Genomic DNA, 21,171 nt, shown 5'->3' with positions numbered 1-21,171 from the left:
ATGCTTGGAGTGCCTATTTCTTATCGATTATCTTTTCTCAATTGCAATAATAAATGGAGCCTGATTCTGCTGATTCATATACTGATAACATAGGACAAGGTATTCGGACTGAGATAAATTTTCGCAGTACTTTTCCACGGCATTTTTTTCAGTTACTCCTGCCTCATGCCCCCAATAAATAATAATGGTCATGATCCCACCTATACGTAACTTTGAGAGGCCCGCCTCAATGGCACGAATCGTGCTATTCGCCAATGTAGTAATATCCTTGTTACCACCAGGTAAATACCCCAAATTAAACATGATGGCAGCAATTTCTTCCTGTATTTCATTCATTTTTTCATGAGAGGCTAACAGTAATTCTACGCGATCTACTAAGCCTTCTCTCTCTAGTCGTTGCCTTGTTTTTTCCAATGCCTCAGCTTGTACATCATAGGCATATACCTTTCCTTGATCTCCTACGTGGGTAGCCAAAAACAGCGTATCATTGCCATTCCCCATCGTTGCATCAACGACAGTCTCTCCTACCTTTACTCTCTCCTTAATAAATCTGCGAACTACTTCTAAGACGTTGGGAAACAATTGTCATTCTCCTTCCGATAAGTGAATCTGTAATCCTATCTTGGCAGCGTGGCAGTCACCTGTAAACGCAGATGCTTGTAATAGAACATCTTCAGATTCGTACGTATGATATAAATGTGTGACAAGTAATGATTTTGCCTGTAGTTCAACCGCCAGATTGGCAGCCTGACGAACAGATAAATGGCCAATTGGCGTTTCAGGTTCATAACCGTCTAAGAACGTCCCCTCACAAATAAATAAATCAGGCGCTTCGCAAAATCCTGACCAATTTGTTAGCTGACCAGTATCAGCACTATATAGCAGAGTTGTTTGATTGTGGACGATTTTCATGGCGTAACATAGAATTGGATGATCTGTTTTAAGGACTGAAATAGTCACATCTCCTATCACTACATCTTCCTCACTAGATATTGGGTGAAAAGTAGTAGCTTCCTTATACGTCATTTCCTCAGCATGTTTTGTCGGATGAGGTGGCCCATAGATAGGAAGGGGATGATCCACTCGTAGTTTCTCAACTCGCTGATGGACATTAATCCCAAATTGAAGCACTCCAACATCAGCTATATGATCTTGATGATAATGGGAAAGAAAAACAGCATCTAATTGATGAATAGGCAAATACTTTCCAAGCTGAGCAAGAACTCCACTGCCGCAATCCAATAAAATGTTTGTATTCTCTGTTTGAATTAAGTATCCAGGTGTTGCTCCTCCTGGTCCGGGATACGGGGATTGAAAGCCCAATACAGTTATACGCATGTTTTCTAACTCCTTTTCATAAATGTAAGTATAGTGGACAGGAGGTACAAGATGTCTAATTCTTTGAAAATAACGATACAAATCACTTTTACCTATATCGGTACTGTGGTTGGAGCAGGATTTGCCTCTGGTCGTGAGCTCATTGAGTTCTTCGTCAAATATGGCTATCACGGTTTACTCGGTATTATCATTGCCTGCGGGTTATTTGTCTGGGCAGGAACACAGGTAATGGTAATTGCGAGGCGTATCCAGGCACAATCCTTCCAAGAAATCAGTTTCTATCTCTTTGGAAATACAATAGGTTCACTTTTTAACGCTATTCTTTTATTGGTGTTGATCGGAACTACGTCAGTGATGCTAGCTTTCACCGGTTCCCTATTTGCTGATTCCTTCAACCTTCCCTCACAATTGGGAATCTGGATAAGCATGATTCTCGTATTTGTGGTGGCTGCGCGGGGTATGGGGGCCATCCATGCGGTTAACAGTTTATTTGTCCCGATTCTCATTGGTTTTACCTTATTGGTTTTCTTTTACACAAAACCATGGGAAAGCGTTATTTCAGCATCAAGTCTACCTTATGAACTGGGAAGACACGGCTGGTTTAGTTCACCTTTCTACTATGTAGCCCTAAATGTAGCATTAGCACAAGCTGTTCTCGTACCGATTGGGAGGGAAAGTAATTCAAACACCCCATTATGGATGGGTGGCCTATTTGGTGGAATAGGAATTGGACTTCTTCTCTTTCTCGGCTACTCTTCCTTGCTAACGAACATGCCGTATGTACAATTCGTAGATACTCCAAACATATATATTTTATCTGGGTTAGGCAAATGGATCGCCTTCTTTTTTGCCATTCTGGTATATGGCGAAGTTTTTTCTTCACTCGTTGCTAATCTGTTTGGCCTCATTGAACAAATCCAATCCTATTTTTCTCTTCTTCGTTCCCAAATCTTGTTTGTACTTCTCATCATCTGCTACGGTATCAGCTTCGTTGGTTTTTCTTCCCTTTTAACTGTATTGTACCCGCTATTTGGTCAAGTTGTCGTCTTCTTTTTAATGATGTTATTTTACCGACAAATCTCTTATTGGTATCGGAGTTCGAAATAAAAATCATATTAAAAGAAAAACAGAGGAATTATGCTCATTATTTTGAACATAATAACCTCTGTTTTATATTGTCTTACTTTTGCAAAAAAACATTTCTGTATTTAATCAAGCAAGTAGAATTAAGCGAATTCAGCCTGCAATTTGTTAAATGTTTCTTCATCAATATGGATGTCTTGTTTAACAAGAGATTCTTCTTTAAAGCCACTAACCAGGTCTTCATAACGTTGTTGTTCCGTATTTTGATAAACAACACCTGTCAACAAGCCTTTGTTAGCCATGGAATAGGACATTGCTTTGATTTTATCATGTGGATCGTAGCCTTCGATAGATTCAACAGGTACGATGCTTTGTTTGAACCAGTCGTACGTATTAACTTTGTTAAAAGTAACACATGGGCTAAATACGTTGATCAGGGAGAAACCTTTGTGTTTCATACCTTTTTCAATGATATCAGTCAAGCCCTTCAAGTCACTAGATACTGACTGCGCTACGAATGTTGCTCCAGCAGAAAGTGCCAATTCAATTGGAGAAATAGCATTTTCGATAGAACCAGCAGGTGTAGACTTAGTAACGAATCCTGCAGCAGAGCGAGGAGATGTTTGACCTTTTGTCAGACCATAGATTTGGTTATCCATTACGATGTACGTAATGTCCATGTTACGACGGATTGCATGAACAGTATGACCCATACCGATTGCAAAACCATCCCCGTCTCCGCCAGAAGCGATAACTGTTAATTCACGATTAGCCATTTTCAGACCTTGAGCGATTGGTAGTGAACGACCATGGATACCATGTAAACCATAGCAATTGATATAACCGGAGATACGTCCGGAACAACCAATACCAGAAACTACTGCCAGATTCTCAGGTTCCAACCCCACGTTAGCTGCAGCACGTTGAATAGCTGCTTGCACGGAGAAGTCACCGCAGCCCGGACACCAGTTTGGCTTTATATTATTGCGAAATTCTTTGAATGTCGCCATCTTAATTCAGCCCCTTAACTTGTGTGTAAATTTCGTTAGGTAAGAACGGATTTCCGTCATATTTCAATACGCTATGCAGCTTATCTGCACAACCTAGATTCAATTTGATCAGGTTAGTAATTTGACCAGTTGCGTTATTTTCAACAACAACTACTTTTTTCGCTTTATCAACATATTGTTTGATCGCTTCAGTTGGGAATGGGTGAAGCAAGCGAATTTGAGCGTGATTTACTTTTAGACCGTCTTTTTCCAGACGTTCTTTCGCTTCTTGAACAGTACCACCAACAGAGTTGATTGTTACCATTAATACATCTGATTCTTCACTGCCAGCACTCATACGAACTGGTTCTGGGAAAGTGTTGACAAGGTTATTAAGCTTGCGCATACGCTTATCCATTTGAGCAATACGGTTTGTAGGGCTTTCGGATGGACGACCGCTTTGATCGTGCTCTACACCTGTAACATGGTGCAAACCATATTTTTGTCCAGGAATAACACGAGGAGAAACCCCATCTTCCGTTACTTCATAGCGGTTAAACATTTCGTTATTTTCTTTCTCAGGCAATTCTTGTCCTGCTAACAATTTACCTCTACGAATCTCAATTTTACTGTGATCAAGTGGATCTACTGTTTGTTTACCTAGGGAAAGTGCCAAGTCAGTGATAAAAATAACTGGTACTTGATACTCTTCAGCTATATTAAATGCTTCTACTGCATCGTAGAAACAATCTTCTACAGAAGTTGGAGCCATAACTACTTTAGGAATTTCACCGTGTGTACCATTAATCATAGCGTTCACATCAGATTGTTCCTGTTTCGTAGGCATACCGGTAGATGGGCCACCACGTTGCGTATCAACGATAACTACTGGTGTCTCCGTAATACCAGCTAGACCAATTGCTTCCATCATCAAGGAGAGACCAGGACCAGCAGAAGCAGTCATGGTACGAGCACCACCGTAGCTTCCTCCAATTGCCATCGTAATAGCAGCAATCTCATCCTCAGTTTGAATAACAGTTCCGTTGAATTTAGGAAGCTTTTTGATCAAATATTCCATAATTTCAGAAGCTGGTGTGATTGGGTAAGCAGGCATAAAACGAACACCTGCAGATAAACAGCCTAGTGCGATCGCATCATTACCAATCATAAACAGGCGTTTTTTTCCATCTGCTGGTTCCAATTGGAAATCAGGAAGTTGTCCGCCGATTTGCTCATTTACGTACTCTGCTCCGCGAGTAATCGCTTCCATGTTTTTCTCTACTACTTTTTCACCTTTGCGCAGGAACATGTCTTCTACGATATTACGATAGCCTTCTACCGAAATACCCAGGATGGCGCTTGTCGCTCCGATCGAGACCATGTTTTTCATCAAAGATGTTCCTAATTCTTCAGCAATTTCAGTCAATGGCACCGAGAGCAAACGAACCGGTTTCAATCCTTCTGGCAAGGTTGGGTTAAATTTCGCATCGGCAATCACAACACCGCCTTCACGAAGCTCAGGAGCATTAACGTCGATTGTCTCTTGGTCAAACGCTACCAAGATATCCAATTCATCAGAAATAGCTTGAACTGGTTTTGTGCTTACGCGAATCTTGTTATTTGTATGTCCACCTTTGATACGAGATGAGAAGTGACGGTAACCGTACAGATAGTAACCCATGCGGTTCATGGCAATCGAGAAAATTTCACCCGTACTCTCAATACCTTCCCCTTGTTGTCCTCCAACTTTCCAAGAAAGTTGACTAATCATGAAATTCCACCCCTTCAGCGACTGTGAGAAAAAATCTGCACATAATCATCTCAAATTTGATAAAAATTTGGAATTATATCCTAAAATTCTTACGAAAAATCAGATGAATTGTGAATAGTTTGTGTACAAGCAAGACCATTGTAGTCTTAGCCCTGTAAAAATGCAAGTACTTTTACTCAAATTATTTTTGCATTAGAGTAAATAAATGTACTTGGTATATTAATGTTCTTACGATGCTATTGTAACATGTTCCCATTATGATGCAACAATTTTTCTACAATTTCTTTACACTTTTACACTTTGCCCAAATCAGGCGAAATCATGAAGGAAAATCACGACTTTTCTTCATTTTTCTTACTAAAATGACGGTAAAAGATAAAGCGTGGTTACACATCTTCTCTAACCAAAAAAAAAAACACAATAAAAACCTGTTTATTCCTTAATTAGGAACAAACAGGCTCACTCTCGATCGATCCGCTTTTTGTATCTCTATCATCTGGGTTCAACAATTAGCTTAATTGCAGTACGTTCTTCTCCATCAATTACGATGTCAGTAAAGGCTGGGATGCAAATTAAATCAACACCACTCGGAGCTACGAACCCACGTGCGATCGCTACAGCTTTCACTGCCTGATTAAGCGCCCCCGCTCCGATAGCTTGTATCTCGGCAGCACCACGTTCTCGAAGCACGCCTGCGAGTGCACCAGCAACAGAGTTGGGGTTAGACTTTGCTGAAACTTTTAATACGTCCATCCTTTGTACCTCCCATCAGATAGAAATAACTCTTATCTCTAGAATGATATTCTCATAACCCCTAAAAATTCCTTTATTATGCGATTAATATTCGCAAAATTCGGAGCTATAATCATTATTCCATAAAAGGACAAGCTGCGTCAATTCGTATCCGCTCTATTTTACTAGTTTTACCAGTTATTTTATCAAGTGTGAAGAGAACCGCATTTAATTGTGTCGGTCCCTCGGCCACTTCAAATCTAACTGGCAGTTGAGTCATGAACTTCATAATGACCGCTGATCTATCCATACCCAGAATTCCGTCAGATGGACCACACATACCCACGTCAGTAAGATACCCAGTACCATTTGGTAAAATCCGCTCATCACCTGTCTGTACATGCGTATGTGTTCCTACAATCGCACTGATTTTCCCGTCCAGATACCAACCCAATGCCTGTTTTTCAGAAGTAGCTTCCGCATGAATATCTACAAAGATATACTTTGTCCGCTTACGGGCTGTCTCTACCAGCTGATCAGCCATTTCAAACGGGCACAATAAAGGTGGAAGAAAGGTTCTACCCTGCAAGTTAATAATAGCCACCTCCCCTGCTGGAGTAGAAATATAGGTGAGTCCTCTCCCTGGTGTACCTTCTGGGAAATTAGCTGGGCGAACCATTCTTGCTTCTTCATCGATAAAGTCAAAAATCTCACGGTTATCCCAAGTATGATTTCCCATCGTAAAAGCATGTACCCCTGCTTGAAATAACTCGTTAGTTATCTTTCGGGTAATTCCTCTTCCATGTGCTGCATTCTCACCATTTGCAATAATAATGTCTGGTCCATACTTACGTTTTAATCTGGGTAGATATTCTTTCACCATATCTCGTCCTGGTGACCCACATATATCCCCAATAAATAACAATTTCATTTTTGTCACCTCAATAACGATTCAATCCGTTCTATTTTCTACCTATCGTAAATGGAATTTCCCATTCTGGTTTTTATTCCAGTAAGTCTACTTACTTGCACGTACACCTTTATATTTTCCTTTTTTTTTGTAGGAAAAACTTCTATTTGAAGTTCATTCGAAGAAGGTGGTGCTCTTTTAGCGGATGTTGTTCTTCTGTATCAGGATGTAACTCGGTGAAGTTTATTTTTCTGATACTGCTTTTCGATACAGTCAAAAAAATAAAGTGGCTTTTGCCACTTTATTTTTATTTTGCATATTCAACTGCTCTGGTTTCACGAATAACTGTTACACGGATATGACCTGGATAATCCAGCTCATTCTCAATTCGTTTCGTAATTTCACGAGCCAGTCTAGTCGCTTCTGCATCATCAATTTTTTCTGGTTGTACCATGACGCGAACTTCACGACCTGCCTGAATCGCAAAAGATCTTTCTACTCCATCGAAGGATTCAGAAATCTCTTCTAGTTTCTCCAGACGTTTAATATAGGTTTCTAACGTTTCACGACGTGCACCTGGACGTGCAGCAGACAAAGCATCTGCGGCAGCTACCAACATTGCAATAACTGATGTTGGCTCGGTATCACCGTGGTGAGAAGCAATACTGTTGATAACAATTGGGTGCTCGTTATATTTCTTCGCTAATTCTACACCGATTTCCACGTGAGAACCTTCAACTTCATGGTCAATTGCTTTACCGATATCATGCAATAAACCTGCTCTCTTCGCCAGTTTTATGTCTTCCTTTAATTCGGCAGCCATAAGACCGGTTAGGTGAGCTACTTCCATTGAGTGTTTTAGAACGTTTTGTCCGTAGCTAGTACGATAGCGTAAGCGTCCCAAAATCTTTATTAAATCAGGGTGTAACCCATGAACATCTGTTTCAAACGTAGCTTGTTCCCCATATTCACGAATACGTTCGTCCACTTCACGGCGAGATTTCTCAACCATCTCTTCAATACGTGCAGGATGGATACGTCCGTCTGCCACCAATTTATCAAGGGCATTTTTTGCGATTTCACGACGGATAGGGTCAAAGCCAGAAAGAATAACCGCTTCAGGAGTATCATCAATAATAAGATCTATACCAGTTAGAGTTTCTAGCGCGCGTATATTGCGACCTTCACGACCAATAATTCGTCCCTTCATTTCATCATTTGGAAGGGTAACTACAGATACCGTCGTCTCAGCTACATGGTCTGCAGCGCAACGTTGAATCGCTGTTGTAATAATTTCTCTTGCTTTTTTATCAGCGTCTTCCTTGGCATGAGTCTCGATATCTTTAATCATCATTGCCATATCATGACGAACTTCATTTTCTACATTGGTTAAAATAATGGTTTTAGCTTCTTCTTGTGTAAGTCCCGAAATACGTTCTAGTTCAGCAACTTGATCTTTATATAATTGCTCAACCTTGGCTTGCAACTCAGCAATAGATTTTTCTCGGTCGCTTAAGTCCCCTTCTTTACGTTCCAATTGTTCTAGCTTGCGGTCAAGCGATTCTTCCTTTTGAAGAATACGTCTTTCCTGACGTTGAATTTCGTTTCGACGCTCCTTGATCTCATGATCAGCGTCGGTACGTAGCTTAAACACTTCATCTTTGGCTTCCAGGATTGTTTCCTTTTTAACTGCCTCAGCATCGCGTTTTGCTTCTTCTACGATCTGTTTTGCCGCTTCTTCAGCGCTTGAAATTTTTGCTTCTGCAATGGATTTACGTGAGAAGTATCCGAGCCCAAAACCTATTGCAAGTGCTGCTCCCATTAGCAGGACCCACAATAGCGGGTTTGATAGATCCATACGTTTTTCTCTTACACCTCCTTTGATTATTGACTTATGCGTTCATGCACTTCATTCTTTTCTGATGAGTCCCGCTTGTCCATTTCCGAATTGAAATTAGACAAATAGGAAACAATTGGCATCCATAGCCTAAAAAACAAGACCGATTCAGTTCGGTCGACACATACATGATAGGCTCATGGATGTTTCAGTTATGGATTTACAAAATAAGTAAAAAAGTTAAGGTACATCAAGTAAACATAAACCTATTTTATTATTTGCAAACAAGCCTTGTCAAGGATTTGCCAATTCGCTTCTCAATTTGTCATTTGAATGTATCCCTTAATCTATCTCACCCGGGAGCTGACCAGATCGCCATTCATTACGAAGCTTTTGAACGATTGAATGTGAGAAGCCCTTTCGAATGAGGAATTGGAGTGTTTTTTGCTCAATCTTCGGGTCAAATTCCCCTCGTAATTTAGCTATCTTAGCTCGAAGCAAAGTTCGTGCTGCTTCTACCTCTTCTTCAAATTCTACCTCTCCAAGCGCTCGGTCAATAATATGTGATGAGATACCTTTTTGCTTTAACTCCATACGGAGCATATAACTGCCCCTTGGTTTTAAACGCAATCGTTCTTCTATCCACTTCTCCGCGAATTGCTGGTCATTGATGTATCCTTGCTTCGTGCAACGCTCCGTTACCTTTTCTGCCAGTCCAGGAGAAAATTCCTTATCTATTAAGTATTGTTCCAGTTGATAGGCGGTTCTGGGTCGGTATCCCAAATATCGAATCGCCGAAAGATATGCTTTATTCTCTTCTTCCGCTTGCAAAACCTCTACATAAAAATTGTTATCAATTTCTTTTCCTTTGGTTAGCTGATATTTAATAAAGATATCTTCATGTACATCAAAAGCATATTCTTCATTTATATCGATTCGATAATAGAATTTCTTTTTGGGATCTTTCTTTACTGCCGTGATGATTCCCCCTGTAATCATGGGCCCTCCTCTACAATTAAACATAAGCCCGTCGAGTAGGCGACGGGCTTATGTTCTCTTTCGATATTATTCAAGATCGAAGGTTGGTTCTTCGTCCTGTTCTGGATCATGCTCTTCCTCACCCACAGGGACAGAATTAGGGTTCAAGCTGTAGTACTCACGAATCTTCCCTTCGATTTGGGTAGCAACTGCAGTATTTTCCTTGAGGAACATCTTCGCATTCTCACGGCCTTGCCCCAGACGCTCTTCATTGAATGCATACCAGGCACCACTCTTCGCTACAATGTCCAATTCAGCCCCAATATCAAGGACGCTACCTTCCTTGGAGATACCTTCTCCGTACATAATATCAACCTCTGCCGTTTTAAACGGAGGAGCTACTTTATTTTTTACTACTTTAATCTTGGTTTTTGTACCTACAATATCATTACCTTGCTTGATACTTTCTGCTTTACGAACATCAAGTCGAACACTAGCGTAGAATTTCAGTGCACGACCACCTGGTGTCGTTTCAGGGTTACCAAACATTACTCCCACTTTTTCACGAAGTTGGTTAATAAAGATTGTAATCGTCTTAGACTTATTGATTGCGCCGGACAGCTTACGCAAAGCTTGAGACATCAAACGTGCCTGCAAACCTACGTGAGAATCACCCATGTCGCCTTCAATCTCTGCTTTTGGCACCAAGGCAGCAACAGAGTCAATTACGATAATATCAACCGCGCCAGAACGAACAAGTGCTTCAGCAATTTCAAGTGCCTGTTCACCTGTATCTGGTTGGGAAAGTAACAATTCTTCTATATTTACACCGAGCTTAGCCGCATACACAGGGTCAAGAGCATGTTCTGCATCAATAAACGCAGCTTGTCCACCTTGCTTTTGTACCTCTGCAATCGCATGCAGTGCTACAGTTGTTTTACCGGAAGACTCAGGTCCATATACTTCGATAATTCGGCCGCGCGGGAAACCGCCAACACCTAAGGCAATATCTAGAGCAAGTGCACCGGTTGAGATAGTGGAAACCTGGGTATTTGCCATTTCTCCCATTTTCATAATGGAACCTTTACCAAATTGCTTTTCTATTTGACGTAATGCACTCTCTAATGCAGCGCGACGATCTGACAATCACGACACTCCCTTTCTCGTACCTTCCAACTTTTTTCTTCTGTATTTATCATACATCGAGATAGAGGTCATTACAAGTATTTTTCGCGAACAAATATTCGTATTTTGTCTTCCAGCCAAAACAGGTGTTTGCCAAGCATCTAAAAGCCAATTCAGACGCCATTTTTCGAGTATCCTCCGCCATTTGGAAATGATTTTCACTAAGACAAAATACGTTCTGATTCTGTTAGAAAACTTGAATTTGCCAAGCCTCTGGTGCGGGTAAAGCCTTAGTTGCACTTATACAGATAGAATTTTGATAAATTCCTATCAATCAAAAAAGGTTTTTTCCCGAGAATCAACTCAGAAAAAAACCTTTTCCTCTTTTATCATAGCAATTAGGTTCTACGAGTGCGTGGTTTAGCAGGTTCAAGATTGATGCGCTTGCCATTAATCCGCGTCTGTCTTAACGCTTCGTAGACAAATGGAGCAACATCTTCAGGAACCTCAACAAATGTAAAGTTCTCAAAAATATCAATGCGGCCAACCGCTTTTCCTGGGATACCCACCGTCTCAGATATTTCACGTACTAGATCCTGTGGCTTCATATTCACATTGCGACCAACATTGAGGAAGAAACGAACCATGCCCTTGGCAGCTCCAGTCTCACCGAAGTTATATACTTCTTCATCCTCTGCGTTACCTGATTCACTATGAAACGCAAGATGCAGTGCTGCTGCAGCAATTTTATTTGGTTCATATTCATGACTCAGTTCTTCTACAATCTGATGATACATCTCGTGAGCCGAATCACTTTCTAACAAAGCGATTAGCTGTTCACGCATCTGGGTGCGCTTACGTTCTGCAATCTCTTCAAGCGTAGGAACATTTCTTGAATCCATCACCGCTTTTGTTTGCTTCTGGATCACCATCAACTGACGCATTTCACGAGGGGTTACAAGAGTCATTGCAATACCCTTACGTCCAGCACGTCCTGTACGGCCAATGCGATGTACGTAGCTCTCAGGGTCCTGAGGAATATCGTAATTGATTACATGTGATACATTCCCTACATCAATACCGCGTGCTGCCACATCGGTAGCGATCAAGAACTCAATGCTGCCTTCACGGAATGCTTTCATTACCTTGTCTCGCTGTGCCTGTGATAAATCTCCATGCAAACCGTCAGCAAGATAACCTCGTGCCTGCAAAGCTTCACTTAGCTCATCTACACCCCGTTTTGTTCGGCAGAAAATGATTCCCAGCTCAACATCCTGACTGTCTAAGATTCGACAGAGACTTTCCAGCTTATTACGATCAAACACTTTGTAATATACCTGCTCAATGAGTGGAGCAGTAACCTCTTCACGGCTCACGGCTATCGTTTGAGGACTTTTCATATAGCGATGGGCAAGACGTTTAATCTCCGGCGGCATTGTCGCGGAGAAAAGCAAGGTTTGACGTTCTTCTTGCATATGGCTAATAATCGTTTCGATATCCTCGATGAACCCCATATCCAGCATTTCATCAGCTTCATCCAGAACAAGCATGTTAACATTTTCAAGGCGAAGCGTTTTACGGCGCAAATGGTCAAGCATACGTCCTGGAGTTCCAATTACGACTTGAACACCTTGACGAAGAGCTCGTATCTGATGACCGATTGATTGACCACCGTAAATTGGAAGGGTACGAATTTTTTTATATTTAGAAATACGTAACAGTTCCCCAGCAACTTGAATAGCCAACTCCCTTGTAGGAGTGAGCACAATGGCTTGAACACGGTTGGCAGGGGTCAATTTTTCAACGAGCGGAATTCCAAAGGCCGCAGTTTTTCCTGTCCCTGTTTGTGCTTGTCCAATCAGGTCTCCCCCTTCAAGAATCTTGGGGATACAGGCTTCCTGAATTGGAGATGGTTCTTCAAAACCCATGTCATGAATGGCATCTAGTACGTTTTTATGTAGAACAAAATCTGTAAAGATCGTCATAAATGTCACCTTTCTTTATTCATTGCAACGCAAATGTTGCAGAGTATAGAACAAGACATACTTAGCTACCCGACCAATAATAGTGGAACGTTGTCCTGATAAATGTAACTTTTTGACCACAGTTGGTAATCCTTCACATGCAATTCCAATGTAAACAAGCCCCACTGGCTTCCCTTCTGAAGTATCAGGTCCTGCAACCCCTGTAATTGAGATACCATATGAGGTTTGCATATTTTCTCGAATATTTTCAGCCATGATCCGCGCTGTTTCTTCGCTCACTGCACCGTGCTTATTCAGTACCTCTTCAGGTACACCCAGATACTTGTTTTTCACCAGGTTGGAGTAACATACCACGCCACCATTGAAAATCTGAGCAGCACCAGGAATGGAAGTAATTAACCTGGAAACGGTGCCTCCTGTACAGCTTTCAGCCAGAGCAATCGTTTTGTGAGTCGTAAGCAATTTATCATATAGCACTTGTTGCAAGGATGTTTCCCCAATTGCATAAATATGCTCACCAACACGTTCACGAATCGTGTTTTCTACCTGATCCAGCATTGCATCAGCTTCACTAATGGTTGCAGCACGTGCAGTAATGCGTAACGTTACCTCATATTCTTTTGCATACGGTGCAATTGTTGGATTAGACTGTTGCTCAATTAAATCAATCAGCTTATCTTCGAGTAACGATTCTCCAATTCCAAAGAAACAAAGAACACGGGAATAAAACACCTGGTCTTCCTTCTCTAAAGAAGTTAAAAACGGCATCATATAGTTTTGAACCATTGGATATAACTCACTAGGAGGCCCAGGCAACAAGGCGTAGGTTGTGCCATCATGCGTTATCCCCATACCTGGTGCCATCCCGAAATCATTGTCAAACACAATAGAATCCTCAATAACAAGTGCTTGTTTGCGATTATTTTCCGTCATAATCATCCCGCGGCGCTTGAAAGATTCAAGGATATTTTGCAAAGCTTTTTCATTCGTAACGAGCTTTGTGCCTAAGTGTTCAGCTATAACTTCTTTTGTTATATCATCCTGGGTAGGACCTAACCCCCCAGAAAAAATGATGAGATCGGAACGTGATTTTGCACGTTCAATTACTTGCTTTAAGCGTTCAGAATTATCCCCAACCGTAACATGGTAATAAACATTTATTCCCGCTTCTGCAAGCTTCTGAGATAAATATTGTGCATTCGTATTAGCAATTTGCCCGAGTAGTAACTCAGTCCCCACCGCTATAATTTCCGCTTTCATCACTCTTCATCCCGTTTCTCTTTATGAATATTGAATGATATTACGATTTTTGGAGAAATAGTCATATCCAGAGTATAACGTAATTAAAACCATTGCCCAAACTGCAATTTTATCGAATGGAATTCCCACTATTTCGAACGGAAAATTATTCATCATTAAGACAGTGATAGCTACAATTTGTACCCAGGTTTTAATTTTACCCATGGCACTAGCAGCGATTACTTTACCTTCAGCAGATGCAATCATTCGAAGCCCAGTAACAGCAAACTCTCTACTAATAATGACAATAACTACCCAAGCTTCAATGCGCTGCATTTCAACCAAAGAGATTAGCGCAGCCGAAACCAGTAGTTTATCAGCCAGTGGATCTAAAAATTTCCCTAAATTCGTTACAATCTTGCGTTTACGTGCAATGTATCCATCCAGACCATCTGTACTGGCAGCCAGAATAAATACGAGAGCCGCAATCAGCTCATTGTACGTCATAGTTAATTGTCCGATGGTAAATGTGCCAAATTTGTATTCAACTAATAGAAAAAACATGACGACAGGGACCAGAAAAATTCTGGCCAGCGTGATGCGGTTAGCAAGATTCATTAGCTAAATAACCTCCCCAGCTAGATCATAATCGTAAGAATGTGTTATTCTCACTTTCACAATCTTTCCAAGCTCTCCATTATAATTGGAAATAAAAACTTCACCGTCTATTTCAGGTGCATCATATTGAGTACGTCCTACGTGTACATTATTCCGTCCTTCGTACTTCTCGACCAATACATCTAGTTCTTTCCCAACGTACTGTCCATTTTTTTCATTTGCAATTTGACGTTGAATTTCCATAATAATATTAGCCCGTTTTTCCTTAACCTCTTCATCGATCTGGTTAGGAAGACGAGTAGCTGGTGTATCATCTTCTTCTGAATACGTAAAGACTCCCAGTCGGTCAAACTTGATATCTTTTACAAACTCACAGAGATTCTGGAACTCTTCCTCTGTCTCCCCAGGAAAACCAACAATCAGCGATGTACGTAGAGCTACATCAGGTACTTGCGCTCTGATTTTGGCAACTAGCTGGCGAATATCTGTCTGACGTCCTGGACGACGCATCCGTTTTAAAATCAGATCCTCTGAGTGTTGCAATGGCATATCAATATATTTGCAGACTTTTGGATTTTTAGCAAACGTTGAGATCAACTCATCTGAGAAGAATCCTGGGTATGCATAATGCAAGCGAATCCATTCAATGCCATCAATCTTTGCAAGTGTGTCAAGAAGCTCCGGCAGCATGATCTTACCGTACAGATCCATTCCATAGTTCGTAGAATCCTGTGCGATCAAAGAGATCTCCACAATTCCCTTGGAAGCAAGATATGTCGCCTCTTCCACAATAGATTCGATTGAACGACTCCGGAACTTACCACGCATTAATGGAATACTACAGAACGTACAGGCATTATCGCATCCCTCGGCAATTTTGATATACGTCGTATACGTGCCTTCTTTCACTTTTCGTTTAATGACCTCTTCATAATTGAAGATCGGGTTACCAACAAGACTTGTTCTTTTACCAACCAGTGTATCTTCTATTACGTTAGTTATTGCCATAAAATCACCGGTTCCTACGATTCCATCTACTTCCGGGATTTCATCGAGCAAATCTTCTTTATATCGTTGTGTTAAACAACCTGCAACCACAAGTGATTTCAGATTACCTTTCTCTTTTAACTCAGCCATATCTAATATCTTGTTTACCGATTCTTCCTTGGCTGCATCAATAAATCCACAGGTATTAACGATTACTACTGTAGCTTCTTCCGGATTATCCACTAATTCATATCCCTTATCATCGATCAGATGAGCCATCATATCTGAATCCACTAGGTTCTTCTCACAACCAAGGGTTACGATAGCAACTTTCTCTCGGGATGTTGATTTATCAGTCATTTACTCTTCCTCCAATACTTCATCCTGCCCAAATACACCTAATCAGTATAATATATGCTTAGGCGACTAGTCAAAATGGGAATCTCTATCAAAAGACTCCCAATTCTCTAATAAATGTACGTGTTTTACTTATAAAAAAAAAATCGTTTTCTTCCTGCTGTCGGCGAGAAAACCAGATTCTCTTTTCACACTTCGCTAGAGTCTTCGCCCCATATGAAGATTGACTGTCCGCTCCGCACTATTCACCCTAGGAAGCTTCAAAACGACGTATTCACTGTAAGACTTGCTGGGTCTCGCTTCTTTTTGCCAATGAATAGTGCTCCGCTGGGTCGGGCTTCGCCAAGACGCTCTGTGTGAAAAGAGAATCTGGTTTTTCGGGCTTTTGGTTTTGGTTTCTCTTGAGCTTTTCCACAGTAGCCCGTTGCAGAAGAAGCACATTTTTTGTCCAGAACTATTTAAGGTCCTACCTAGCTACACAGCAAAGAGTGCGGATAAGAAAAACTTCTTATCGAAGTCTTTCGAAGAAGCTGGTTCTTCTTTAGCGGATGTTTTTCATGCGGATAAGGAAGCGAAGCCTAGAAGTTTATACATTCTTATACAGTTAAAAAGTGCAACCCATGAGCTACTTCGTAGCATCTACGACCTTTTGCACTTTCCGCACTCTTAATTGTGTAGAGAACAGTACATACTACCATGTTGGACCTTAACGAGTTTGCAGATTAGAAAACTTGGCTTTGCCAAGCCTTTGGCACAGGCAAAGCCTTAGTTGCACTTATGCAGATGAGAATTTTTATAAATTCTTATCTGTCAAAGAAAAACAGCCGCTTAAGCGTGTTAGCTCAAGGCGGCTGTCTATTTCCTTCATCATTTACTCGTTAGGGAGTAGTCGTTCCCGTAGTCGGAGCAAGCTTAAATTCCAGATTAGTAGTCTGATCTTTCACTTGGCTCATATCAATCGGTGTGTTATTAACCATAATTTGTAGCGCTCTGGAATTACCAGTACGTAATATAGCAGTATCTCCAGCTTCTACAACCTGCTCTTGCCCTTCTTTCATCGTTGACTCGTACAGATTCTTTCCGGCTTTATCTCGTACTCGAACCCAACTGCTTCCAGTTGTTTTTACGGTAAGAGAAATCTTATCTGCTTGAGCCACTTCAAACGTGTAATGTCCTTTTTTCTCCTCAACAAGCTTTACGGTCGAAGCTCCGCCTTCTTCTCCTGGCAAAGTCAAATTTGGATCAGGCGTTGTTCCAGGAACTGTACCTGGGGTTGTTACTGGCGGTGTTGTCTGAGGTGGAGTAGGTGGTAAGCCTTCTCCCGGTTTCTTTTCAATCGTTTGATCAGAAGGTTTTACTGGTGGTGCAGCCGTTTGATTACCATTAACAACCGCCACATATATCAGTCCAGCTACTAATACGACAAATAGTATGACAAGTGTTGGAGCAACCCATCGACCAGTTTGAATCGGCATTCTTCTTTTTACAACATTGCGTCTCTGTAGTCTTTCCACTTGTTCTGGTGCTGGCTGAGCAGGCAACTCAGATTGATATTGTTCAAGGATTTCAGTGGAGTCTAACCCAACCGCTTCCGCATAGCTTTTAATAAAAGCCCTTGCGTAAAAGTGACCAGGTAAAAAATGAAAGTGACCCCGCTCGATCGCTTCCAGATATCTTGTTTGGATTTTGGTCATTTTTTGAATTTCTTCAAGTGAGATGCCTTTTTCTTCTCTGGCTCTCTTCAATACTTGGCCGAGCTCTGACACAAGGTTACCCTCCTTAATTCATCTCGAAGTCATTAATACCTCGCGTATTAATCAGATCATATGTAATCTCTTCATCTGGTTGGTGTCTCAATTCAATGATGTAATTGAAATCAGACAACTCATACTCTGTTTCCCTGACAAAAATATCAGGATGCTCAATCACTTTTGTTGCAGGCATTGCCATGATCTCACGTAACAGACTGTGATGACGTTCGGTAGATCTCATCGTAGAGACAATACCATCGATTAGATACACATGATTGGGAGACATTTCATCAATGGTTAGCGAGTTACGAACAGTTTGTCGGAGCAGAGTAGATGAGATAAATGTCCAGCGTTTATTGGAAGAAACACTAGCAGCAATCATTGATTCGGTTTTACCCACGCGAGGCATTCCCCGAATCCCGATCAGCTGATTCCCTTCTTTTTTAAACAGTTCTGCCAGAAAATCAACCAGAATCCCTAATTCATCGCGGATAAAACGGAATGTCTTTTTGTCTTCCAAATCACGTTCGATATAGCGGCCATGACGGACGGCCAAACGATCAAGCATCGTCGGAGGACGAAACTTGTTAATTTCGATGTTGGTAACTTTTAATAACAAACTTCTCAACACTTCTATCTTATCATTATCATCTGTTGATAATAACATTCCCCGCGTATTCGTCTGGACCCCATTAATGGTTGCGATATTAATATTAAGCATACCAAGCATGGAGGCTAAATCACCAAGTAACCCAGGGCGGTCTTTAATTAGTCGATATTCCAAATACCATTCAAAATACTCTTTCTCCTCCATGAGCTTCATGCGTCTCCCTTTTTAGCCATAATGGCTCTCGCTTTTATTTGGTCATTGTAACAATGTTAGTGGCTGTTCGCAACAATGCTTTTTATTTTGCTTTTCTTACCAATAGTATACCATTATGACATAGAACGACAAAGAAAAAAAACAGCTCCCTAAGGGCTGTTTTTCTCCCTACCTATTCACGTTTGCCGTCACTAACCAATTTCACCATTACGGTTGCAATTGCGCGACGCTGTTCTTCATCGCCAGCATCCCACAGCTGTTTTAACAGGCGCTCTTGATCATTCTTAGGCTCAACCTGTTCAGATAGATATCCACCGATTTGAAAAGCAACATTTTGAATCGTATCAGAGTTCATACCTGCTGTAGTAGCTTGTTGAACACGAGTCGACAAGAATTCTTTCCAATCACCAAAGTTTTCAAGTACAGACATGCTGATTTCCTCCTTCCTAAACTGCGGACATGCGTCCGAGTCCTTACAGAAGTAGGTTGCCTATTCCCATCTCTTCTTATTCGAGAAATAACTAGTACTCTTTAAACGAATAATGGCTAGGTATGCCATCCACCATTGATCGATAAAGTGTGACCATTAATATAACCAGCCTTGTCAGAAAGTAAAAATAGTACAGCTTCAGCTATTTCTGACGGTTCTGCAAGTCGCCCTGCTGGAATTTCATCACACAGCTCCTGTATTTCGTCTTCGTTGAAGCGACTCATCATTCCACCTGCAACAGCTCCCGGGGAGACGACATTCACTGTTATGTGATTGGGAGCCAATTCTTTCGCCAACGCTTTTGTAAAACTTAAAACGGCACCTTTTGTCATGGAATAAAGCACTTCACAGGAAGCACCTGTTTCTCCCCAAATCGAAGAAACAGTTACGATCCGCCCGAATCGATTTTGTAGCATTGCAGGAATAGCCGCTTGTGAAACGAAAAAGCACGAACCCATATTAATTCGAACCATTTGATCAAACAAATCTGGCTCAACCTCTGTCACTAGTCCAAAATGATCAATAGATGCGTTGTTAATGATTGATAACGGTTTAATAGGCATGTGAGTAAACATGGATCTGATTTGTTTTGGATCTCCCAAGTCTGCTTGTAACGGAACAGCTTCTACGCCTAATTCCCTACAAAAAGAAATCAGCTCTTCTATTGCATGGACGTTGGTGTGATAATGCACGTATAAATGATAACCTGCTTCTGCCAGCTTTTTGGCAATAGCTCGACCTATTTCCCCAGAAGCACCTGTCACTAGTGCCCAATGTCGTTCATCCCCCATTACGTTCCTTATCTCCTCTTCTTTCTAATTCCTCATTTATTTCAGGTGCATATTTTTTCTGTGAAAAACGGTCATGACCGTTTTGTTACGGTGATCGTACAATAGAGACAGCCATCTGCACTTCACGCAAATGTTCCTTCATACGCTCCGTTACCTCTTCCAGCGTAATTTTTTCTAATGTAGGAACCACATCAAATAAATCGATGTCATTAAACTTATAACTGGTAAATTGATTCGCAATGAATTCAATTGAATTAAGGGAGCGCATATATAGTCCAATGCTCTTTCTCTTTTGTCGTTGGAAAGCCTCTTCATCTAACCCTTCCTCACTAGCCATTTTTAATACCTGCTTTACTTCTTCTACTAATCTTTCTGGATCAGGTGCATCTCCACCTATAATGGAATAACCATAATCATGCTCATTGCTATAGTCAAAACCAAACCCTTCCGTCACCAGTCCAGAGTCATAATGTTTTTGATAAAAAGGTGAGCTTGTTCCAAACAAGACATCCAAACCTAGCTTGGTACTCAATTCTCTTTTCAAGAGAGCCTCTCCTGTGAGACCATTCACTGCTTCCTTAAAACCAATATACAATTTTGGAATCCCTACTGACAGCGTAGCTTCTATTTGTTTTTTTGAAACCTGTGCGATTTCGTCTGGAAAAACCCGCTCAATCTCAGGTGCTTGCGAAAAATCCTTCGCTGCCTGGTTATCTTTAATCAAACGGGTAATGCTCTCCTGATCAAATCCACCTACAACAAATAAAATCATATTACTTGGATGATAAAATGTTTCATAGCAGCTGTAGAGTAGATCCTTATCAATGTTTGATATAGATTCTATTGTGCCAGCGATTTGCAAGCGAACCGGATACTCCTGATACATTGCCTGTAATAAGTTCGTATATACTTTCCAGTCTGGATTATCATCATACATCTGGATTTCCTGTCCGATGATCCCTTTCTCTCTTTCTACACTCGGTCCAGAAAAGTACGGTTCCTGTACGAAATCAAGCAAAATTTTCAAATTCTCTTCGACCTTGTCAGTAGAAGAAAAAAGGTATGCTGTGCGATTAAATGTAGTAAATGCATTGTAGGAAGCACCATTACGAGAAAATTCCGCTGCGACATCCCCTTGCTCTTTTTCAAACAATTTATGTTCTAAGAAGTGAGCGATCCCATCAGGTACACGGATTTCTTTGCCATTTAGCTTAAAATGACTATCATTGGAACCATATCGAGTAGTGAAAACCGCATACGTCTTGCTAAAACCTTCTTTGGGCAAGAGAAAGACGGAAAGACCGTTAGGAAGCGTCTCATAATAAAGGGTTTCATTAACCTGATCGAACGTTACAGTTTTCATGCCT

The 21,171-nt window shown here is 41.1% G+C and carries 19 protein-coding genes; 1 reads left to right on the top strand and 18 read right to left on the bottom strand.

Going from position 1 to position 21,171, the window contains the following annotated elements; all coding sequences use genetic code 11:
- Positions 1 to 27: 27 nt before the first annotated feature.
- Together mnmM and LM917_RS08835 are read right to left on the bottom strand one after the other, a co-directional pair.
- Complete coding sequence (mnmM, locus tag LM917_RS08840; RefSeq protein ID WP_232697132.1) at positions 28 to 582, bottom strand: tRNA 5-(aminomethyl)-2-thiouridylate-methyltransferase MnmM; 555 nt, start codon at positions 580 to 582, stop codon at positions 28 to 30.
- A gap of 3 nt (positions 583 to 585) precedes the next feature.
- Positions 586 to 1,338 (bottom strand): MBL fold metallo-hydrolase, encoded by a 753-nt coding sequence (locus tag LM917_RS08835; protein WP_232697131.1) that lies wholly within the window; start codon positions 1,336 to 1,338, stop codon positions 586 to 588.
- A 51-nt stretch (positions 1,339 to 1,389) separates the two neighbouring features.
- On the opposite strand from LM917_RS08835, the gene LM917_RS08830 reads away from it, so the two are divergent.
- Entirely contained in the window at positions 1,390 to 2,445 is a 1,056-nt protein-coding gene (locus LM917_RS08830) for a YkvI family membrane protein (RefSeq protein WP_232697130.1), read from the top strand.
- 119 nt (positions 2,446 to 2,564) lie between these two features.
- Here LM917_RS08830 and LM917_RS08825 read toward each other — a convergent pair whose 3' ends face one another.
- The 16 genes from LM917_RS08825 to yfmH all read right to left on the bottom strand — a co-directional run bounded on the left by LM917_RS08825 (position 2,565) and on the right by yfmH (position 21,167).
- Positions 2,565 to 3,431 carry a 2-oxoacid:ferredoxin oxidoreductase subunit beta gene (locus LM917_RS08825; protein WP_232697129.1) on the bottom strand — a complete coding sequence of 289 codons (867 nt, stop codon included), beginning with the start codon at positions 3,429 to 3,431 and terminating at the stop codon, positions 2,565 to 2,567.
- Position 3,432: 1 nt separating this feature from the next.
- Complete coding sequence (locus LM917_RS08820; protein ID WP_232697128.1) at positions 3,433 to 5,181, bottom strand: 2-oxoacid:acceptor oxidoreductase subunit alpha; 1,749 nt, start codon at positions 5,179 to 5,181, stop codon at positions 3,433 to 3,435.
- A 492-nt stretch (positions 5,182 to 5,673) separates the two neighbouring features.
- Positions 5,674 to 5,934 (bottom strand): stage V sporulation protein SpoVS, encoded by a 261-nt coding sequence (gene spoVS / locus LM917_RS08815; RefSeq protein WP_232697127.1) that lies wholly within the window; start codon positions 5,932 to 5,934, stop codon positions 5,674 to 5,676.
- Between the two features lie 115 nt (positions 5,935 to 6,049).
- Positions 6,050 to 6,844: a TIGR00282 family metallophosphoesterase gene (locus LM917_RS08810; protein WP_232697126.1), complete on the bottom strand. Its 795-nt coding sequence runs from the start codon at positions 6,842 to 6,844 to the stop codon at positions 6,050 to 6,052.
- Between the two features lie 286 nt (positions 6,845 to 7,130).
- Positions 7,131 to 8,681 carry a ribonuclease Y gene (gene rny / locus LM917_RS08805; RefSeq protein ID WP_232697125.1) on the bottom strand — a complete coding sequence of 517 codons (1,551 nt, stop codon included), beginning with the start codon at positions 8,679 to 8,681 and terminating at the stop codon, positions 7,131 to 7,133.
- 321 nt (positions 8,682 to 9,002) lie between these two features.
- Positions 9,003 to 9,659 (bottom strand): regulatory protein RecX, encoded by a 657-nt coding sequence (locus tag LM917_RS08800; protein ID WP_255668029.1) that lies wholly within the window; start codon positions 9,657 to 9,659, stop codon positions 9,003 to 9,005.
- A gap of 66 nt (positions 9,660 to 9,725) precedes the next feature.
- Positions 9,726 to 10,784 (bottom strand): recombinase RecA, encoded by a 1,059-nt coding sequence (gene recA / locus LM917_RS08795; protein ID WP_232697124.1) that lies wholly within the window; start codon positions 10,782 to 10,784, stop codon positions 9,726 to 9,728.
- Between the two features lie 377 nt (positions 10,785 to 11,161).
- On the bottom strand, positions 11,162 to 12,748 hold the full coding sequence (locus LM917_RS08790) for a DEAD/DEAH box helicase (RefSeq protein ID WP_232697123.1): 1,587 nt from the start codon (positions 12,746 to 12,748) through the stop codon (positions 11,162 to 11,164).
- Between the two features lie 15 nt (positions 12,749 to 12,763).
- Positions 12,764 to 14,008: a competence/damage-inducible protein A gene (locus LM917_RS08785; RefSeq protein WP_232697122.1), complete on the bottom strand. Its 1,245-nt coding sequence runs from the start codon at positions 14,006 to 14,008 to the stop codon at positions 12,764 to 12,766.
- A 21-nt stretch (positions 14,009 to 14,029) separates the two neighbouring features.
- On the bottom strand, positions 14,030 to 14,605 hold the full coding sequence (gene pgsA, locus LM917_RS08780; RefSeq protein ID WP_232697121.1) for a CDP-diacylglycerol--glycerol-3-phosphate 3-phosphatidyltransferase: 576 nt from the start codon (positions 14,603 to 14,605) through the stop codon (positions 14,030 to 14,032).
- A 3-nt stretch (positions 14,606 to 14,608) separates the two neighbouring features.
- Positions 14,609 to 15,952 carry a 30S ribosomal protein S12 methylthiotransferase RimO gene (gene rimO, locus LM917_RS08775; RefSeq protein WP_232697120.1) on the bottom strand — a complete coding sequence of 448 codons (1,344 nt, stop codon included), beginning with the start codon at positions 15,950 to 15,952 and terminating at the stop codon, positions 14,609 to 14,611.
- A gap of 875 nt (positions 15,953 to 16,827) precedes the next feature.
- On the bottom strand, positions 16,828 to 17,715 hold the full coding sequence (locus LM917_RS08770) for a helix-turn-helix domain-containing protein (protein WP_232697119.1): 888 nt from the start codon (positions 17,713 to 17,715) through the stop codon (positions 16,828 to 16,830).
- A gap of 13 nt (positions 17,716 to 17,728) precedes the next feature.
- The gene (locus tag LM917_RS08765) at positions 17,729 to 18,514 is read right to left on the bottom strand and encodes a DUF3388 domain-containing protein (protein WP_232697118.1); all 786 of its coding nucleotides are present in this window, start codon (positions 18,512 to 18,514) and stop codon (positions 17,729 to 17,731) included.
- 181 nt (positions 18,515 to 18,695) lie between these two features.
- Positions 18,696 to 18,953 carry a DUF3243 domain-containing protein gene (locus LM917_RS08760; RefSeq protein ID WP_232697117.1) on the bottom strand — a complete coding sequence of 86 codons (258 nt, stop codon included), beginning with the start codon at positions 18,951 to 18,953 and terminating at the stop codon, positions 18,696 to 18,698.
- Positions 18,954 to 19,069: 116 nt separating this feature from the next.
- A complete protein-coding gene (ymfI, locus tag LM917_RS08755; protein ID WP_232697116.1) occupies positions 19,070 to 19,804 on the bottom strand; it encodes an elongation factor P 5-aminopentanone reductase in 735 nt (244 codons plus the stop codon).
- A gap of 85 nt (positions 19,805 to 19,889) precedes the next feature.
- Entirely contained in the window at positions 19,890 to 21,167 is a 1,278-nt protein-coding gene (yfmH, locus tag LM917_RS08750; protein ID WP_232697115.1) for an EF-P 5-aminopentanol modification-associated protein YfmH, read from the bottom strand.
- Between the last annotated feature and the right edge of the window lie 4 nt (positions 21,168 to 21,171).

Origin of the sequence: Brevibacillus daliensis, assembly GCF_021245735.1 — a bacterium.
Lineage (GTDB): Bacteria > Bacillota > Bacilli > Brevibacillales > Brevibacillaceae > Brevibacillus_B > Brevibacillus_B daliensis.
The sequence above is the reverse complement of the archived record's forward strand: the minus strand, read 5'-3'. Positions and strand labels throughout refer to the sequence as shown.